The 16,228-nt window shown below is 74.1% G+C and carries 19 protein-coding genes; 9 read left to right on the top strand and 10 right to left on the bottom strand.

The window, feature by feature from the left end; genetic code table 11:
* The first annotated feature begins 34 nt into the window (after nt 1-34).
* From EV188_RS14735 to EV188_RS14695, 9 genes are all read left to right on the top strand, one after another.
* Nucleotides 35-349, top strand: a complete 315-nt coding sequence (locus EV188_RS14735) for a hypothetical protein (protein WP_133826984.1) — start codon at nt 35-37, stop codon at nt 347-349.
* On the top strand, nt 346-1,506 hold the full coding sequence (locus EV188_RS14730; protein WP_341770761.1) for a putative T7SS-secreted protein: 1,161 nt from the start codon (nt 346-348) through the stop codon (nt 1,504-1,506). Before EV188_RS14735 ends, EV188_RS14730 begins: the two co-directional genes overlap by 4 nt.
* Nucleotides 1,507-1,556: 50 nt before the next feature.
* Nucleotides 1,557-1,934, top strand: coding sequence for a hypothetical protein (locus tag EV188_RS14725; protein ID WP_133826982.1), 378 nt, complete (start codon nt 1,557-1,559; stop codon nt 1,932-1,934).
* Nucleotides 1,935-1,994: 60 nt separating this feature from the next.
* Nucleotides 1,995-2,861 (top strand): LysR family transcriptional regulator, encoded by an 867-nt coding sequence (locus EV188_RS14720; protein ID WP_133826981.1) that lies wholly within the window; start codon nt 1,995-1,997, stop codon nt 2,859-2,861.
* A gap of 99 nt (nt 2,862-2,960) precedes the next feature.
* Nucleotides 2,961-4,052: a hypothetical protein gene (locus EV188_RS14715; RefSeq protein WP_133826980.1), complete on the top strand. Its 1,092-nt coding sequence runs from the start codon at nt 2,961-2,963 to the stop codon at nt 4,050-4,052.
* 26 nt (nt 4,053-4,078) lie between these two features.
* Nucleotides 4,079-4,981 (top strand): fumarylacetoacetate hydrolase family protein, encoded by a 903-nt coding sequence (locus tag EV188_RS14710; RefSeq protein WP_166659886.1) that lies wholly within the window; start codon nt 4,079-4,081, stop codon nt 4,979-4,981.
* Nucleotides 4,981-5,922, top strand: a complete 942-nt coding sequence (locus EV188_RS14705) for an MBL fold metallo-hydrolase (RefSeq protein WP_133826979.1) — start codon at nt 4,981-4,983, stop codon at nt 5,920-5,922. The genes EV188_RS14710 and EV188_RS14705 overlap by 1 nt, the downstream gene beginning before the upstream one ends.
* 120 nt (nt 5,923-6,042) lie before the next feature.
* On the top strand, nt 6,043-7,242 hold the full coding sequence (locus EV188_RS14700; protein WP_208114188.1) for an amidohydrolase family protein: 1,200 nt from the start codon (nt 6,043-6,045) through the stop codon (nt 7,240-7,242).
* A gap of 226 nt (nt 7,243-7,468) precedes the next feature.
* A complete protein-coding gene (locus EV188_RS14695) occupies nt 7,469-8,494 on the top strand; it encodes a sensor domain-containing diguanylate cyclase (RefSeq protein WP_243741693.1) in 1,026 nt (341 codons plus the stop codon).
* Nucleotides 8,495-8,546: 52 nt separating this feature from the next.
* Here the strand turns inward: EV188_RS14695 and EV188_RS14690 are convergent, their stop codons facing one another.
* The 10 genes from EV188_RS14690 to EV188_RS14650 are packed head-to-tail and all read right to left on the bottom strand — an operon-like array spanning nt 8,547 to nt 16,192.
* Nucleotides 8,547-9,221 (bottom strand): GntR family transcriptional regulator, encoded by a 675-nt coding sequence (locus tag EV188_RS14690; RefSeq protein ID WP_133826976.1) that lies wholly within the window; start codon nt 9,219-9,221, stop codon nt 8,547-8,549.
* 31 nt (nt 9,222-9,252) lie between these two features.
* Complete coding sequence (locus EV188_RS14685) at nt 9,253-10,080, bottom strand: N-acyl homoserine lactonase family protein (RefSeq protein ID WP_133826975.1); 828 nt, start codon at nt 10,078-10,080, stop codon at nt 9,253-9,255.
* On the bottom strand, nt 10,077-10,838 hold the full coding sequence (locus EV188_RS31590) for a carboxymuconolactone decarboxylase family protein (RefSeq protein WP_166659885.1): 762 nt from the start codon (nt 10,836-10,838) through the stop codon (nt 10,077-10,079). The genes EV188_RS14685 and EV188_RS31590 overlap by 4 nt, the downstream gene beginning before the upstream one ends.
* Nucleotides 10,835-11,698 carry an NAD(P)-dependent oxidoreductase gene (locus EV188_RS31585; protein WP_208114187.1) on the bottom strand — a complete coding sequence of 288 codons (864 nt, stop codon included), beginning with the start codon at nt 11,696-11,698 and terminating at the stop codon, nt 10,835-10,837. The genes EV188_RS31590 and EV188_RS31585 overlap by 4 nt, the downstream gene beginning before the upstream one ends.
* Nucleotides 11,695-12,090, bottom strand: a complete 396-nt coding sequence (locus EV188_RS14675; protein ID WP_243741692.1) for a carboxymuconolactone decarboxylase family protein — start codon at nt 12,088-12,090, stop codon at nt 11,695-11,697. The genes EV188_RS31585 and EV188_RS14675 overlap by 4 nt, the downstream gene beginning before the upstream one ends.
* Nucleotides 12,087-12,476, bottom strand: a complete 390-nt coding sequence (locus EV188_RS14670; protein ID WP_133826974.1) for a cupin domain-containing protein — start codon at nt 12,474-12,476, stop codon at nt 12,087-12,089. Before EV188_RS14670 ends, EV188_RS14675 begins: the two co-directional genes overlap by 4 nt.
* Complete coding sequence (locus EV188_RS14665; protein ID WP_133826973.1) at nt 12,473-13,363, bottom strand: NAD(P)-dependent oxidoreductase; 891 nt, start codon at nt 13,361-13,363, stop codon at nt 12,473-12,475. The genes EV188_RS14670 and EV188_RS14665 overlap by 4 nt, the downstream gene beginning before the upstream one ends.
* On the bottom strand, nt 13,360-14,202 hold the full coding sequence (locus EV188_RS14660; protein WP_133826972.1) for an SDR family NAD(P)-dependent oxidoreductase: 843 nt from the start codon (nt 14,200-14,202) through the stop codon (nt 13,360-13,362). The genes EV188_RS14665 and EV188_RS14660 overlap by 4 nt, the downstream gene beginning before the upstream one ends.
* Complete coding sequence (locus tag EV188_RS14655) at nt 14,199-14,996, bottom strand: N-acyl homoserine lactonase family protein (protein ID WP_133826971.1); 798 nt, start codon at nt 14,994-14,996, stop codon at nt 14,199-14,201. The genes EV188_RS14660 and EV188_RS14655 overlap by 4 nt, the downstream gene beginning before the upstream one ends.
* Nucleotides 14,993-16,192, bottom strand: a complete 1,200-nt coding sequence (locus EV188_RS14650; RefSeq protein ID WP_208114186.1) for an alpha/beta fold hydrolase — start codon at nt 16,190-16,192, stop codon at nt 14,993-14,995. The genes EV188_RS14655 and EV188_RS14650 overlap by 4 nt, the downstream gene beginning before the upstream one ends.
* Between the last annotated feature and the right edge of the window lie 36 nt (nt 16,193-16,228).

Genomic DNA, 16,228 nt, shown 5'->3' with positions numbered 1-16,228 from the left:
CCCAACGCCAGCCCGTGCGTGCCAGCCTGACCGCATGGCCGAGGGGTACGCGGTGGACCTCGACGCCCTGCACCGGGCGGCCCAGGGGGTGCGGGCGACGATCGACCAGGTCGGGGTGGGGCTGCTCGACGGCGTCGGCACCGCTGCGGGACACGAGCGACTCAACGGTGCCCTCGTCGAGTTCGCGACGCGGTGGCAGGGCGGTGTCGAGGCGCTCGCCGAGGACGGTCACGCCGTCGCCGTCCGGCTGGACGCCGCGGAGGCCGGCTATCGCCGCACCGACACCGGCGCGGCGCGTGGCCTCGACGGACTGGTGCGTGGCTCCGGGCCCGATCCGGGTGGCGGATGATGGCTGAGCTCGGCGCCACCGAGGACCCAGCCGCGCTCGGCCCGGGCGACCCCGTGGTCCTCCGGACCGCCGGAGCGACCTACCGCCGCTACGCGCAGATGCTCGGCGACGCCGCAACCGGGCTCGGTCGGATCGGGACGCCCGAGGGCTGGTCCGGCCCGGCGGCGGACGGCTTCCGCAGCGCCTTCGCCCTCGAGCCCCAGCGCTGGCAGGACGCGGCCGCCGCGTTCGGCGAAGCCGCCCGTGCCGTGGGTGACCACGCGGGCGCGATCGACTGGGCGCGGGGCCGCGCCGGCGAGGCGATCCTGCGCTGGCAGGAGGCCCAGGCGACGTCGATCACCGCCCGCGCCCGGTACGACGAAACGGTGGCCGCGGGCGCCGCCCCCGTTCCGTTCGTCGACCCCGGCGAGGACGCACGCGCGGACGCCCAGGCGATCCTCGCGCAGGCCCGCGAGCACGTCCGCGACTCCGGCGACGCGGCGGCGGGCGTCGTGACGGCCGCATGCACCGGGGCTCCCGCCGCGCCCGGGTTCTGGGGTGAGCTGGCCGACGGCGCGGGGGCCGTCGCGGCGGGGCTGGGCAACGCGAGCGCGTCGCTCGGGAACGCCCTGCTCGACCACCCCGCGAACGTGGCGGCGATGCTCGGCGGCGGCGCGCTCGCCGGCCTCAGCGCCGTCGGTGTCGCCGGTTCTATCGGCGTCACGGCCACCGGTGTCGGCGCCCCGGTGGGCGCCCCGCTCGGTGCGCTCTCCGCGACCGGTGTCGCCACCGGGGCAGCGATCGCGGGTCTCGGGGCCGCCGACACCGTCCAGCACGCGCTCACGGACGACCGGGTCGCCCCGTTCAGGGTCGCCGCGGACGCGGACGCCGGGGACGACGCGCCACTGTCACCAGCTGATCGCCTCACCACGGTGGGCGTTCCCGGCGGCCAGGAGAGGGTTCGCGAGCTACCCGACGAGCAGGCGATCGAGAACCTCTACGACGAACTCACGGAAGGCGGCGGCACGCCGGTCGAGTGGAACGGTTATCGAGGTGTGCCGCCCTTGCGCCTCGAAGACGGCACGGAGATAGGACTTCGTCAGAGCACCAAGCACGGGAGCACGATCGACATCAAGCTTCCGAACGGAGAGCAATGGAAAGTGCACATCCCCCGCTGACCGAGGACGACGGGGCCGCGAAGGTGCTGCTGCGCGGTCTCTACGACGCCGTGAGCCTCGCCGAGGTCCGGTTCCTGGTCAGTCTCGCCGAGCCCGACGACATCCCCTACCTCAAACGCGAGCCCGTCGGGCTGAGGGAGGCGAGTCTGCGCGCGATCGCCCATCTCGTCGACAACGGTCTGATGGAGCTGGGCGACCTCGAGGCCCTCCCGTCGACCGACTCACGATCCGACGACGAGCAGCGCAGACGCCCGCCACCTGTCCGGTTCCGACCGTGGCCCCTGGACAACCAGAAGGCTCTCGAGAGGGTCCGCCGGGAGTGGTGGGACCCGGAGCGTGAGCTGGACCCCGGCAACATCTGCTGGCTCCAGAACACCCCGTCCGGCGATCAGGTAGCGGAACGCATCGAGGCCGCTCGCGGTACTTGAGTCCAGACCCGTTCCTCCCGCCCCCGCCGCCCAGTAGCGTCGGCGAGCACGGAGGCGGACATGGACATACGAGAACTCCGCTATGTGGTCACGCTCGCGGAGGAGCGGCACTTCCGGAAGGCGGCGGAGCGTCACTACATCGCCCCGCAGGCCTTCGGTCGGCATGTCCGCGCCCTCGAGAAGGAGATCGGCGCGCGGCTGTTCGACCGCACGAGCCGGCGCGTCGACGTGACGCCCGCCGGGGCGCGGCTGGTCGAACGGGCCCGCGAGGTCCTGGCCCGCGTCGACGACCTCGCCGCCGCCGTCCGCGACGCGCCGCCGGCGCCCGACGACACCGTGGTCCGCGTCGGCGTCCTCGGGTTCGGGGCGGCCGACCGGTGGCCCGACCTGCGCGAACTCGTCCGCGCCCAGCTCCCCGGGCGCACGCTCGTGCACATCGAGCTGGACTGGGACACCCAGTACGAGGCCGTCCGCGACGGCGAGGTCGACGTCGCCGTGATCCACGACGTCGGGCCGGTGGAGGGCGTGCGCCTGAACCGCCTGTTCACCACACCGCGCGTCGCCGTCGTCCCCGCCGCCTCCCCGCTCGCCGACGCGGACCGCCTCGCCGAGGACGACGTCGACGGCCACGCGTGGGTGGCCGTGAACGGCCGGCACCCGGGGCTCGGCGCCTGGGCGGGCGTCACCGGGCAAGCGTCGCGCCGCAGCCCCGTCGTCCGCACGCCCGCGGCGATCCCCGCGGCCGTCGCGACCTCCGGGATGCTCGGCGTCCACGGCGAGCTCGCCCGCCGCTTCTTCCCCCGTCCCGACGTGTGCTTCGTGCCGCTGGCGGGCGAGGACGCGCAGGTCTCGGTGGCGACGCGGGTCGACGACGACTCGCGCACCGCGACCGCGTTCCGCCAGGCCGCCGACCTGCTCGCGACCTGACCCTGTCAAGCCCGGATCGCAACCGAACCGGGACGTGATCGGGGGCCGTGGTCCGCGCCACGGTGAGCGCGACGATCCCCGACGACGTGGAGGCCCGCCATGGCCCGCCGGCTCAGCGACCACTTCGGCCACCTGTTCCCGACCACCGCGGTGGGCTCCTACCCGCGGCCCAAGTGGAACACCTTCGACCTCGGCGGCGAGGACATCCGCGTGGCGATGCGCCGCGGCGACTTCGCCGAGGCCTACAGCGACGGCGTGCGGGCGATGATCGGCGACCAGGTGGAGGTCGGTCTCGACCTGCCCACCGACGGCCACCTCTGGTACGACCGCCACGAGGGCTTCATCTCCTCGTTCCTGCTCTACCCCGCCTACCACCTCGACGGCATCACGGTGGAGCCCGAGCAGAACCACCTGACCTCGATGCTGGGGCGCGAGGGCACCGCCGCGTTCGCCAACACGTGGAACGAGGTCGCCGTCGACGGCCCGGTCGGGCGCGGCACGATGCACCTCGCCGACCTGTGGAGCACGGCCCGCAAGGTGAGCCCGACGACCGTGAAGTTCTGCAGCGGCATGGGTCCGACCAACCTCGGCGGCTGGCTCACCGACCGCCACTACGGGGACAAGAAGGCCCTCTACAACGACCTCGCCGACGCCTACAACGCCGAGTTCAAGGACGCCGTGGCCGCGGGCGTCGAGGTGCTGCAGGTCGACGACGTCGGCTTCACGCTGCACCAGCCCGAGGACTACCCGCTGGTCGTCGAGACCCTCAACCGGGCCCTCGACGGGGTCGACGCGCTGCGGGTCTTCCACATCTGCCACCTCGGCAGCGGCGCCCAGATCGGCATCACGCCCTACCACGGCTTCCACGAGCTGGTGGCGAACGAGCTGCAGGTCGACGCCGTCGAGTACGCGTTCGCCGAGACCCTGTTCCCCGACGACGACTTCGCGCTCTGGTCGCGCTACCCCAGCGACAAGGGGATCGGGATCGGCGTCATCGACATCAAGCGCCTCGTCGTCGAGACCCCGGAGCACATCATCTCCGGCGTCCGCAAGGCGCTCGAGCACGTCCCGGCCGAGCGCGTGCACCTGACGACGGACTGCGGCATGTTCTCCCTGCCGCGTCCGCTCGCGAAGGCCAAGCTCCAGTCGATGACCCTGGCCGCCGAGCAGCTGCGGGCCGAGTTCAGCTGACCCATTCACGCAGGCGAGGAGGCCCCGTGCGCTGGAGCACGTACCGGACCACGGACGGAGACGAGCAGGTCGGCCTGTGGCAGGGCGACCGGCTCCATCCCGTCCCGGGGACGTCGTCACTGCTCGAGCTGATCGCGCGCGAGCGGCTGGCGACGGCCGCGGAGGAGGCGGCGGGGCAGCCGGGCGTGGACCCCGGCACCGTCGTCCTCCTCCCGCCGATCCCCCGCCCGCCGTCGATCCGCGACTTCATGGCGTTCGAGGAGCACGTCGTCACCGCGAGCGCGGCGATCGGGCTGACCGTCGACCCGCTCTGGTACGAGCAGCCGTGCTTCTACTTCACGAACCCGTCGTCGTTGCGCGGACCGCACGACGAGATCCCCGTCCCGCCCGGCAGCCAGGCGCTGGACTACGAGCTCGAGATCGCCGCGGTGATCGGCCGGGAGGGGCGCGACGTCGCCCCGGCCGACGCCGGCGACCACATCGCGGGCTACGTGCTGTTCTGCGACTGGAGCGCCCGCGACCTGCAGGGCACCGAGATGAAGCTCAACCTCGGCCCCGCTAAGGGCAAGGACTTCGCGTCGAGCTGCGGACCGTGGATGGTCACGCCCGACGAGCTCGTGCCGAGCGCGGCCATGGCGGCCTCGGTGAACGGCCGGCCGTGCAGCGCGGGGCGGCTCGACGCCCTGTACTGGAGCTTCGCCCAGATGATCGCCTACGCGTCGCGCGGCACCCGCGTCGTGCCGGGCGACCTCATCGGCTCGGGCACGGTGGGCACCGGCTGCCTGCTCGAGCTCTCCCGGGTGCACGGCAGCGACGCCTACCCGTGGCTGCAGCCCGGCGACCGCGTCCACCTCGAGGCCGAGGGGCTCGGCGCCATCGACTCCTCGATCGTCCCGGGCCCCGACCCGATCCCCCTGAAGGAGGCGTGATGAGCGCGCGCACCGACGACATCACCGTGCCCGGTCCCCCGCGCTGCGAGGAGGTCTCCGACGGCATCCACGCCTACGTCCAGCCCGACGGCACGTGGTGGATCAACAACACGGGCTTCGTCGTCGGCCCGCAGGGCGTGATCGCGGTCGACGCGTGCTCCACCGAGCGCCGCACCCGCGCGTTCCTCGACACGATCGCGTCGGTCACCGACCGGCCGGTGCGCACGCTGGTGAACACCCACCACCACGGCGACCACACCTTCGGCAACGCGCTGTTCGGCAACGCCGCGATCATCGCCCACGAGCGCACACGCTCCGAGGCGATCGCGTTCGGGCCGGCGCGCGAGCTGCCGTACTGGCACAACCCGGAGTGGGGCGACCTGCCCCTCGACCCGCCGTTCGTCACCTACACCGACCGCGTCGCGATCCACGCGGGCGACCTGCGCGGCGACGTCCTCTACGTCGGCACCCCGGCGCACACGTCGAACGACTCGGTCGTCTGGTTCGAGGACCGCTCGACGCTCTTCTGCGGCGACCTGATCTTCAACGGCGGCACGCCGTTCCTGCTCATGGGGTCCGTGGCGGGCGCGATCGACGTGCTCGAGAACGTCATCGCCCCGCTCGGCGCGCAGACCGTCGTCCCCGGCCACGGTCCGGTGTTCCACGACCGCGCCCCGCTCGACGCGACGCTGGACTACCTGCGCTTCGTCCTCGACGTCGCCGAACGCGGCCGCGCCGCCGGCGTCACCCCGCTGCAGGCGGCCCGCGACACCGACCTCGGCCGGTTCACCGACTGGCCGGACGCCGAGCGCATCGTCGGCAACCTCCACCGCGCCTACGCCGAGCTCGACGGGCTGGAGCGCGGCGGGCAGATCGACGTGTTCGGCGCACTGGACGACATGGTCACCTACCACGGCGGCCCGCTGACCTGCTTCGCCTGAGCAGAGCGCTTGTCCGCCGACACGGTCGTCGACCTCGGCGCACCGGTGACGCTCGATCTCGACGCCTGGAGCTCTTGAGGACGCATGACACCCTGAGGCATGTCCGCAGGGAGGCACGGCATGACGACCATCTCCGGTGCGCGGGTGTTCGACGGGACCGACGTGCTCGGCACGGCGAGCGTGACCGTCGAGGACGGGGTCATCACCGCCGTCCGGCCGGGTTCGGAGCACGACGGCGACGTCGACGGACGCGGGATGACGCTGCTCCCGGGGCTGATCGACGCCCACGTGCACCTGCGCGGCGCCGGCAACATCGGCCAGGACCTGCGGTACGGCGTGACCACGGTGCTCGACATGTTCTCGGCGCCGCCGCAGTTCACCGCGGTGCTCCGGGGACGCGCGGCGACGCGCACGGACGAGGCGGACCTGCGCAGCTCCGGGCTCATGGCCGGGGCCGTCGACGGCTGGCCCGCGGTGATCGTGCCGCCCGACCCCTCCGGCTGGCACATGCCCGGGCTCTCGCGCCCCGAGGACGCCGAGCAGTTCGTCGTCGAGCGCGCCCGCGAGGGCTCCGACTACATCAAGGTCTTCGTCGAGAACCCCGCCGACGTCGACCGCCCCGTGCTCAGCCCGGAGACGGTGACCGCCGTGTGCACCGCGGCCCGCGCCCACGGCCTGCTGACCGTCGCCCACGCCCCGACCCGCTGGGCCTTCCGCGCCGCGGTCGACGCGGGTGTCGACGTCCTCACCCACCTGCCGCTCGACGGTCCGCTCGACGACGACCTCGACCTCGCCGCCCTGGTCGTCTGCCCGACCCTGGCGATGATGCGGGCCCGCGCCGACGCCCGGAGCACCGACGAGCTGCTCGCCGACCCGCGCCTGCTCGCCGGCCTCGACCGCGAGGTCGCCGACGCGCTGCGGGCGGGCGACCGGGGCCACCTCCCGGTCAGCGACCGCCCCGGCACCTCCTACGACCACGCGGCCGAGAACCTCGCGCGCCTCGCCGAGGGCGGCGCGACGATCCTCGTCGGCACCGACGCCAACGACGTCCCGGGCCACGCGGCGGCCGTGCTCCACGGCGCGTCGATGCACCTCGAGCTTGACCTGCTCGCCCGCGCCGGGATGTCCCCGCGCCAGGTGCTGCGGGCCGCGACGTCGGTGCCCGCCGACGTCTTCGGGCTCGCCGACCGCGGCCGGATCGCCCCGGGGCAGCGCGCCGACCTGCTGCTCGTCGCGGGCGACCCGCTCACCGACGTCACCGCGACCCGCGACGTCCGCGCCGTCTGGCGCTCCGGGGTCCGGTTCTCTGACGCTCGCTAGCGCTGTCTCGCCCGATCGCTAGACAGTCGTAGAGAGCCCGAGGATCGCGCGCGCATCCGGGTGTATCCCGCCGTCTCGCGATGACGCTAGAGAACCCGAGACGGTGCGAGATCCGCCAAGACGGGTGATGAGCGGGACCTGGACGACCGGGGTACGCACGAAGTGGCCACACTTGGGACGACGACGGCAGCGGTCGGGAGGGCCGTACCTGCCGGGGGGAGGAATCGTGACGTCCACCCAGGACCTGCGGGTGGCTGCGGAGCTCGCGCCACCGCGGGCCTTCGACACCGCCTGCCGCATGGTGGTCGACTACCTGTCGCGCGTGGTCCCGCTCGACGCCTGGGCCGTGACCCGGGTCGCCGACGGCCATCAGACGATGCTGGTCACCACCGACTCCGACTACGGGCTCACGCCCGGCCAGACGGCGCTGTGGTCCAGCTCGATGTGCCAGTACATGGTCGCCGGGACCGCGCCGCGGATCGTCCCGGACACCCGCACCGTGCCCGACCTCGCGCGCATCGCGTCCGAGGCGGCGGCGCACGGGATGGAGGTCGGCACCTACGTCGGCACGCCGATCGTCAGCGGCGACGGGAGCCTGTGGGGCACGGTCGTCGGGATGAACCGGCGACCGGTCGCCCCCGAGACCGTCGACCAGGAGCCGCTGCTCGACCTGCTCTCCAGCCTCCTGTCCTCGGTGCTCGAGGCCGACACGGCCGCGGTGGACTCGGCCCGCGCGCTCGAGCGCGCCGTCAGCGACGCCGAGAGCGACCCCCTGACCGGGCTGCTCAACCGCCGCGGCTGGGAGCGCTGGCTCACGCGCGAGGACGAGCGGTTCCGGCGCTTCGGCGACCCGGCCTCGGTGGTGATGCTCGACCTCGACAACCTCAAGGTCGTCAACGACACCGAGGGCCACGACGCCGGCGACCGCCACCTGCGCCACTGCGCCGCGGTCCTGCGCTCGACGATCCGCAGCACCGACCCGCTCGCGCGCCTCGGCGGCGACGAGTTCGCGCTGGTCGCGCAGATCGGGGTCGAGGACACGCAGAAGCTCGTCGAGCGGCTGCGCGACGCGCTCGACTCCGCGGGCGTCCCCTGTTCGATCGGCGCCGCGCCGTTCACGGTCGCCGGCGGCTTCCCCGGCGCGTGCGCCGAGGCGGACTCGCTGATGTACGCGGACAAGCGCGCCCGGCGCGGCGGCGACCGCGGGGTCCCGAACCCCCGCCCGGAGCCCCCGGACCTGTCGACCGCCTGATGCGCCTTCGGCGCACGTGAGTGATCTGGGTCGTCCTGACGACCCAGATCACTCACGTGCGCCGGAGGCGCATCACCGCCGTCTCGGCGGCGTTGCGGATGTGCTGCACGCACGCGTCGGCGGCGGCGTCCGCGTCGCGGGCCTCGATCGCGTCGACGACGGCACGCAGCTCCTCCGCGGCGCGCGCGGGCCGACCGGGGACGGACAGCGACGTCGCGCGCAGCAGGCGCACGCGGGCCTGCAGGCCGGCGAGGGTCTGCTGCAGCGGTCCGCTCGCCGAGCCCTCCATGAGCACCTCGTAGAACCGGTCCTTGGCGCCGAGGTGGTCCCCGGCGCCCCCGGCGCTGCGGGCGATCTCGTCGACGGCCTCGCGCAGCGCGCGGACCTGCTCGTCGCCCGCCCGCTGCACGAACCGGCGGACGGCGAGGGCCTCGAGGGACGCGCGCATCTCGTAGATGTCGGCGGCGTCGGACGCCGAGAGCGAGGTGACCTCGGCCCCGCGCTGGGGGACGACGGTGACCAGGCCCTCGGCGGCGAGCTGGCGGATGACCTCACGCACCGTCGCCCGCGACACCCCGAGGTTCTCGGTGAGCTCGCGCTCGATCAGCCGCTCGCCGGGCTTCAGCCGCAGGTCGAGGATCGCCGCGCGGACCCGGTCGGTGACCTGCTCGCGCAGCGGCGCGGCGACCCGCGGCAGCGGCTCGGAGCCCCACACCGACGACGTCACGGCTCGATGATCCCACGCCGCGACGGGCCGATCAGCCCAGCACGACGGCGACGCGACCACCCGGTCCGGGCGCCGCCGGGTGCTCGTGACGGGTGCGCCCGTCGTGGCCGGGCACCACCGTGGCGCCGAGCGCGTGGGCCACGGCGTGGATGCGCCCGAGCCCCCGGCGCATGCGGTCGAGGTCGGTGAACGCGAAGAACGGCCAGTCGTTCTCGACCTGGATCCCGAAGTGCGCCGCGTCCGCGGCGAGCAGCAGGGGACGCTCCCGGGTGCCCACCACCAGCAACGACTCCCCCGGCGTGTGCCCGCCGACCGGCACGACGGTCAGGTGCGGCGCCACGCGCGTCGGCCCGTCCAGCAGCGTCAGGCGGCCCTCGGCGCGGGCGCGCTCGACGGCGTCGAGGTCGGCGTCGGTCGCGAACTCGCCGGCCAGCCCGTCGCGGGCCCGCTTGCCCGACCAGTAGTCGTACTCCTCGCGCGCGGCCACGACCTCGGCGCGCTCGAAGAGCGCCAGGTGCCCGATGTGGTCGTAGTGGAAGTGCGAGGTGACGACGCGGACGACGTCGCGCGGGTCGATGCCGAGCAGGTCCAGGCACTCCGGGGTGGTCGTCCCGGGGATCTCGCCGAGCCAGTCGCGCGCGGCGACGTCGTAGCCGGTGTCGAACAGCGTGATGCCATCCGGGCCGGTGACGACGTAGAAGTTGTAGTCCATCTCGAGGTCGCCGTCGGGCTCGCCGTAGGCGGCGTAGTCGTGCAGGACGTCGCTGCGCCGCACCGTCCGCCCGGCGTAGCGCACCGAGAGGACCTGGTCGGCGGGCTCCGGGACGGTCGTCTCGACGTCCGACAGCGCGGCGGTCACGACCGCTGCTCCGCCAGCTCGGCCAGGATCGGCGCCGCAGTCGTCGCCGCGTGGATGCCGACGACGCTGGCGATCTCGAACATCTCGAGGATCTCCGCGACGCTCGCGCCGTGGCCCAGCGCGTTGCGCAGGTGCAGCTTGAGGCCCGGCACGTAGAGGTGGGTCGCGGAGGCGTCGAAGGCGCAGTAGACGAGCTCCTTGACCTTCGGCTCGAGCGTGCCGGTGTGCCAGGGCACCGAGGAGAACGCGACGTAGGCCTCGAACAGGTCCGGGTCGAGCTCGAGGATCTCGTCCCAGAAGGTGTGCCAGTAGCCGCGGGTCTTGGTGAACTCGGCCTTGAGCTGCTCCTGGCGCTCGTCGAGCGGCGCCGGCCCGTCGCGCAGGCCCTCCTCGGTGAGCACCTCGACCAGCAGCGGCACCCCGATGTTGGCGGCGTGGATGCCCAGCGTGCTCGTGAGCTCGAGGACCTCCATGATCTCCTGCGGCGTCGCCCCGGCGTCGAGCGCGGCCGCCACGTGCTGGCGCACGCCCGGCGTGTAGAGGTGGGTCGCGGCGGCGTCGACGGCGATGTAGAGCAGCTCGCGGACCTTCGGCGACAGCGCTCCCGGCGAGCGGCGCCACGGCACCGCGGAGAAGTCGAGGTAGGCGCGCACGAACGCCGGGTCGAGCTCGAGCATGCGCTCCCAGGGCTCGCCCCAGGTCCCGCGGACGCGGACGAACTCGTCCTTGATGGCCTGCTGCTCGTCGGTCAGCGTCATGACTCTCCCGCCTTCTCCCGCAACCAGCGGGCGATCTCGGTGTGGTCCGCGGTCGGCCCCAGCGCGGCGAGGGCCTCGTCCCAGAGCGCGACGGTCGCCGCCGCGTGCCGGGTGGGGACGCTCGTGCTCCCGGCGAGGTCGAGGGCGATGTGGATGTCCTTGACCATGAGGCCGATCCCGAAGCCGGCCCCGTAGGTTCCGGGCAGGATGTGGTTCGGCCACTTGTTCTCGGTCGAGCCGCTGCGCCCCGACGAGCCGTTGACGACCTCGAGCATCACGGCCGGGTCGAGCCCGAACTCCTCGCCGACGAGCACCGCCTCGGAGCTCGCGACGAGGTGCGCGGCGGACATGAGGTTGTTCAGCGCCTTGAGCGCGTGCCCCGCCCCGACCGGCCCGACGTGGCGCGGGCGGCCCATCGCGGCGAGCACCGGCTCGAGGTCGGCGACGACGTCGTCCGGCCCGCCGACCATCACCGCGAGCGTCCCGGCCCGCGCCCCGGAGACGCCGCCGGAGACCGGGGCGTCGACCAGCACGCGGCCGGTGTCGGCCAGCTGGGCCGCGAGGGCCCGCGTCCGCAGGGGCTCCGAGGAGCTCATGTCGACGATCACCCGCGCCGCGTCGAGCTCGGCCACCACCGCCTCGACGACGTCGGAGTTCGGCAGGCAGAGCAGCACCGCGTCGGTGCCGTCGGCGGTCGCGGCCGCGTCGTCCACGACCGTGGCGCCCGGGACAGTCTCCGCGAACGCCGAGCGGGCGTGCGGGGACGCGTCGTACGCCCGGACGGTCACCCCGGCGCCCACCAGCCGCGACACCATCGGCGTGCCCATGTGCCCGAGGCCGACGAACCCGACGGTGTTCACAGCCGGCCCTCCTCGGCGAGCACCTTCTCGGCCACCCGGAACGCCTCGAGCCCGGCCGGGGCGCCGCAGTACGCGGCCGCCTGCAGCAGGGCCTCCTGGATCTCCTCGGTCGTGCACCCGTTGGTCAGCGCGCCGCGCACGTGCACCGCGAGCTCGTGCGAGCGCCCCAGCGCGGTGAGCATGACGAGGTTGAGCAGGCTGCGCGTGCGCCGGTCGAGCCCCGGCCGGTCCCAGACCTCGCCCCAGCAGGCACGCGTCACCCAGTCCTGCATGGGCCGGGAGAAGTCGCTGACGTTCGCCATCGAGCGCTCGACGTGGGCCTCGCCGACGACCTCCTTGCGCACCGCGAGGCCGCGCTCGAAGCGGTCGTCGGTGCCGTTGCGCCCGCTCACTGGCCGGCCTGCCCGTACTCGTCGGCCGACACCTCGTGCAGCCAGGTCGTCGTGCCCAGCGAGACCGCGAGGTGCGTCATGATCGAACCGGGGCCCGCGCCGTGCCAGTGCTGCTCGCCCGGCGGGACCCACACGACGTCGCCGGCCCGCAGCGGCTGCGGCGCCTCGCCGTGCGTGCACACCCAGCCGGTCCCGGCGGTGACGTGCAGGATCTGCCCGCCCTCGTGGTGGTGCCAGAAGGTGCGCGCGCCCGGCGTGAACGTCACCGAGTTGATCGTGGTGCCGTCGGTGGTCGGCAGGACGGGGTCGCCCCACACCGTGCCGGTGAAGGTGGCGCTGCGGGCTTCGGCGCTCGCGCCGTCGGCGCGGGCGTGGACGATCTTCACGAGGCCTCCTCGTCGGTGGACGGCTGCTGGATGCGGACGCCGCCGGCGAGGTCGCCGAGGGCGTCGACGACGCGGTTGGAGATGACGTCGCCGTAGCCGAGGTGGGACGCCATCCCGAACGAGGCGACGGGCCCGGCGGCGTTGAGCGACGGCACGCCGAGCCGCCCGAGCAGCTCGGTGTAGAGCGTGACGTCCTTGGTCATCAGGCGGCTGGTGAGCCCGCCCTCGAGGTAGTCGCCCTCGACGATGCGCGGGAACCGGTTCGACGACGCGAACGACTGCCCGCTGCCGCCGTTGATCGCCGCGAGCAGGGTGCGCAGGTCGAGCCCGGCGCGCTGCCCGGCGACCATGACCTCCGCGGTCGCGGCGAGCGTGACCGCGTTGAGGAAGTTGTTGAGCAGCTTCGCGGTGTGCCCGGCGCCGACCGGGCCGAGGTGGTGCACGGTCTTCGCCAGCGGCGCGAGCACCGGCCGGATCGCGTCGACGGCCGCGGCGTCCCCGCCCGCCATGATCACGAGGGTGCCCTTCTCGGCGGCCGCGGCGCCGCCGGAGATGCCGGCGTCGAGGTACGTGACGCCCTGCCCGGCGGCGTCGCGGGCGAGCGCGACGGTGGACTCCGGCGACGCCGTCGAGAGGTCGACGACGGTCGTGCCGGCGCTCGCGGCGGGCAGCAGCTCGTGCACCACCGGCTCGACGACCGTGGAGTCGGGCAGCGAGAGCAGCACGGTGCGGCACTTCTCGGCCACCGCCGCCGGGCTCGCCGCGACCTCCACCCCGTCGCACGACGCCACCGGGTCGTACCCCACGACCTCCCACTCGGCGTCGACGAGCCGGCGCGCCATGCGCCCGCCCATGTTGCCCAGCCCGATCATGCCGACCGGTGTCATCGGAATGCCTCCTCGAGGTCGGGGTGCACGCGGCGGTCGACCGGCCCGGGGTCCCACGCCCCGGCGCCGCCCGACGGCCGCACGATGCTGGTGGCCGCGGCCCCGCCGTCGGCGGAGACGACCTCGCCGGTGACGTACGCGGCGTCGTCGGAGAGCAGGAACGCGACGACGCCCGCGATCTCCTCGCCGGTCCCGGCGCGGCGCAGCGGGGTGGTCGACGCCCGGCGCACCATGTCGTCGGCGCCGCCGGTGGCGGTGGCGTGCGCGGCGAACAGGGCCGTCGGGACGATGCCCGGCGCGACCGCGTTGACCCGCACCCCGATCGGCCCGCCGTACAGCGCCGCGCCGCGCAGCAGGCCGAGCGTGCCGTGCTTGGTGGCCTGGTAGGCGAGCAGGTCGTCGCTGCCGCGCAGGCTGGCGATGCTCGCCGTGAGCACGATCGCCCCGGTGGACCCCTGGAGCGCGTACCGCCGGAACGCCTCCCGCAGGCCGAGGAACGACCCGCGCAGGTTCACGGCGGTGGCGCGGTCGAAGTCGGCGACGCTCATGTCGGGCAGGCGGTCGAAGCTGCCGCTGATCCCGGCGTTGAGGTGGTGCAGGTCGACGCGCCCGTACGCCTCGACGCCGGCCGCGACCGCGGCGACGACGTCGGCCTCCTCGGCGACGTCCCCCGGGCTCGCGACGGCGTCCAGCTCCTGTGCGAGCGCGGTGACCCGGTCGGCGTCGACGTCCGTGAGCACCAGCCGCACGCCCTCGTCGGCGAGCCGGCGCGCGGTGGCCGACCCGAGGCCGCCGGCGGCCCCGGTGATCAGCGCGACCTTGCCGTCGAGCCCCCTCACGGCACCTCCAGACGGATGACCAGGTCGTCGATGCCGGTGCCCTCCGGGCGCCCGGGGAAGCGGCGCCCCACGTCGACGTCGTGCCCGGCGACCAGCACGCGGCCCGGGACGTCGGTGAGGTCGCGCAGCGTGTCGAACCCCGCGTACATCGCCTCGAGGTCGGCGACGACGAAGAACGGCCGGTCCTCGGTGAGCTCGTCGTAGAAGTGCAGCGCGTCGGCCGCGAGCACGACCTCGCCGCCCGGGACGTCGACCCGCCCGATGAGCTGGCCCGGCGTGTGCCCGCCGACCTCGACCAGCGAGAACCCGTCGCCCACCTCGCAGACCCCGGAGAACGTCGTCACCCGGCCGTCGGCGTCCGCGCGGGCGAGCTCGGCGATCTCGTTCTTCTCGGTCGAGTGCGCGAACTGGACGCGCTCGGCGTGCGGGCCCGTCCAGAACTCGAGCTCGCGGGCCGTCATGACGATCTCGGCGTTCGGGAAGTGCGAGAGGTTGCCGATGTGGTCGTAGTGGGCGTGGCTGACCACGAGCCGGTCGACGCCGGCGGGGTCGACGTCCAGCCTGCGCAGGGCCTCGACCGGGTCGACGAGCACCTCGCGGCCCCGTCGTCGTCCGACCTCGGGGTCGAAGCCGCAGTCGACGACCGTCGTGCGCCCGCCGCTGCGGACGACCCAGAAGAAGTAGTCCATCGGGAACGCCTCGTCGGGCTCGCCGTAGACGTGCCAGTTGAGGTAGCTCTCGGCGCGGGTGGTCGTGCGGGTGCCGTAGCGGACGGCGAGGACGTCGTTCGTCATCGGAGCTTCTCCAGGACCGGCAGCAGGTACTCGAGGAGCCCCTCGGGGTCCTCGGACATCGGGAAGTGGCCGCGCCCGGTCATGACGACGAGCTCGCCGCCCAGCTGCTCGGCGGCGCGGCGGCTCATCTCGGTGGTGGCCGAGTAGTCGTACTCGCCGCTGAAGACGTGCAGCGGGCAGGTCGCGCGGCCCAGCTGCGCGGCGATCGGCGGGAAGTCGATCGAGTAGAAGGCCGTGTCGCCCTGGTAGACGCCGGGGCCGTTGCTCGCGTAGCCCCAGAGCGTCCGTGCGCGGGGTCCCTCGGGGCTGCCGGGTGCGATCAGCCCGCCGACCCAGCTGGTGAGGAAGGCGGAGTGGTCGACGTCGGCGCGGTGGGTCCACTCGACGAAGCGCCCGGGGCTCCCGAGCCCGCCCTCGAGCGCGCAGACGCCGCGGAACCGCTCGCCGTGCTCGGCGGCCAGGTAGAGCGCGATCGCCCCGCCCATCGAGCAGCCGAGCAGCACAGGGCGGTCGAGCGCCAGGGCGTCGGCGACCGCGAGGACCGTCGACGCGTAGGTCGCCGTGTCGAGCGTGTAGCGGCGGTGCTGCCAGTCGTCGGGCGGGTCGGAGCGCCCGTGCCAGGGCATGTCGAAGGCAATGACCTGGTGGTGGTCGGTGACGCGCGGGTCCTCGAGGAGGCCGCGGAACTGGCGGGAGTCGGCGCCCGCGGTGTGCAGGCAGAGCAGCGGCGGGCCCTCGCCGGCGGTCTCGACGAAGATCCGCCGGCCGTCGTCGAGGTGCAGGTAGCGGCCGACGGTGGGCCCGAAACCCGGAGGCGGCTTCGGCGGGTCCGGGCGCTTCGGCGTCGTCGTGCCGCGCAGGGCGGCGAGGAAGCGGTCGATCGCCGGCGCCGCGCGGGCCCAGACCTCGCGCCGGCCGGTGATCCGCTCGCTGCCCCGGGTCGCGACGAGGGCCTGCGCGGACGTGGCGCCGCGCGGCGGCGGGTCGGCGCAGAACGCCGCCCACTCCTCGTCGGTCACGGCGAAGCCGACGTCCCAGGTCGCGTTGATGCCGGGCGCGCCCTCGTGGCGCAGCGCGCCGTCGACGACCCGCACGAGGTGGCGCGTCGACCCGATCTCCAGCAACAGGCTCCAGTCGGGTCCGGGTGGGAGCCCGGCGAGCAGATCGTCGGTCAGCGAGTCCAGGTCCAGCCCCATCGCGCCTCCTCGTCGAGACCTCGTGTGGTTGACGTG

Source organism: Actinomycetospora succinea (genome assembly GCF_004363095.1).
GTDB classification, from domain to species: domain Bacteria; phylum Actinomycetota; class Actinomycetes; order Mycobacteriales; family Pseudonocardiaceae; genus Actinomycetospora; species Actinomycetospora succinea.
Note: the sequence above shows the minus strand (reverse complement) of the source record. Positions and strands in the feature narration are given on the sequence as shown.

Bases quoted from the DNA above. Each gene is read 5' to 3' on its own strand.
- EV188_RS14735 (WP_133826984.1), top strand. From the start codon at position 35: ATGGCCGAGGGGTACGCGGTGGACCTCGACGCCCTGCACCGGGCGGCC.
- EV188_RS14730 (WP_341770761.1), top strand. From the start codon at position 346: ATGATGGCTGAGCTCGGCGCCACCGAGGACCCAGCCGCGCTCGGCCCG.
- EV188_RS14720 (WP_133826981.1), top strand. From the start codon at position 1,995: ATGGACATACGAGAACTCCGCTATGTGGTCACGCTCGCGGAGGAGCGG.
- EV188_RS14715 (WP_133826980.1), top strand. From the start codon at position 2,961: ATGGCCCGCCGGCTCAGCGACCACTTCGGCCACCTGTTCCCGACCACC.
- EV188_RS14705 (WP_133826979.1), top strand. From the start codon at position 4,981: ATGAGCGCGCGCACCGACGACATCACCGTGCCCGGTCCCCCGCGCTGC.
- EV188_RS14700 (WP_208114188.1), top strand. From the start codon at position 6,043: ATGACGACCATCTCCGGTGCGCGGGTGTTCGACGGGACCGACGTGCTC.
- EV188_RS31590 (WP_166659885.1), bottom strand. From the start codon at position 10,838: ATGACGCTGACCGACGAGCAGCAGGCCATCAAGGACGAGTTCGTCCGC.
- EV188_RS14665 (WP_133826973.1), bottom strand. From the start codon at position 13,363: ATGACACCGGTCGGCATGATCGGGCTGGGCAACATGGGCGGGCGCATG.
- EV188_RS14655 (WP_133826971.1), bottom strand. From the start codon at position 14,996: ATGACGAACGACGTCCTCGCCGTCCGCTACGGCACCCGCACGACCACC.
- EV188_RS14650 (WP_208114186.1), bottom strand. From the start codon at position 16,192: ATGGGGCTGGACCTGGACTCGCTGACCGACGATCTGCTCGCCGGGCTC.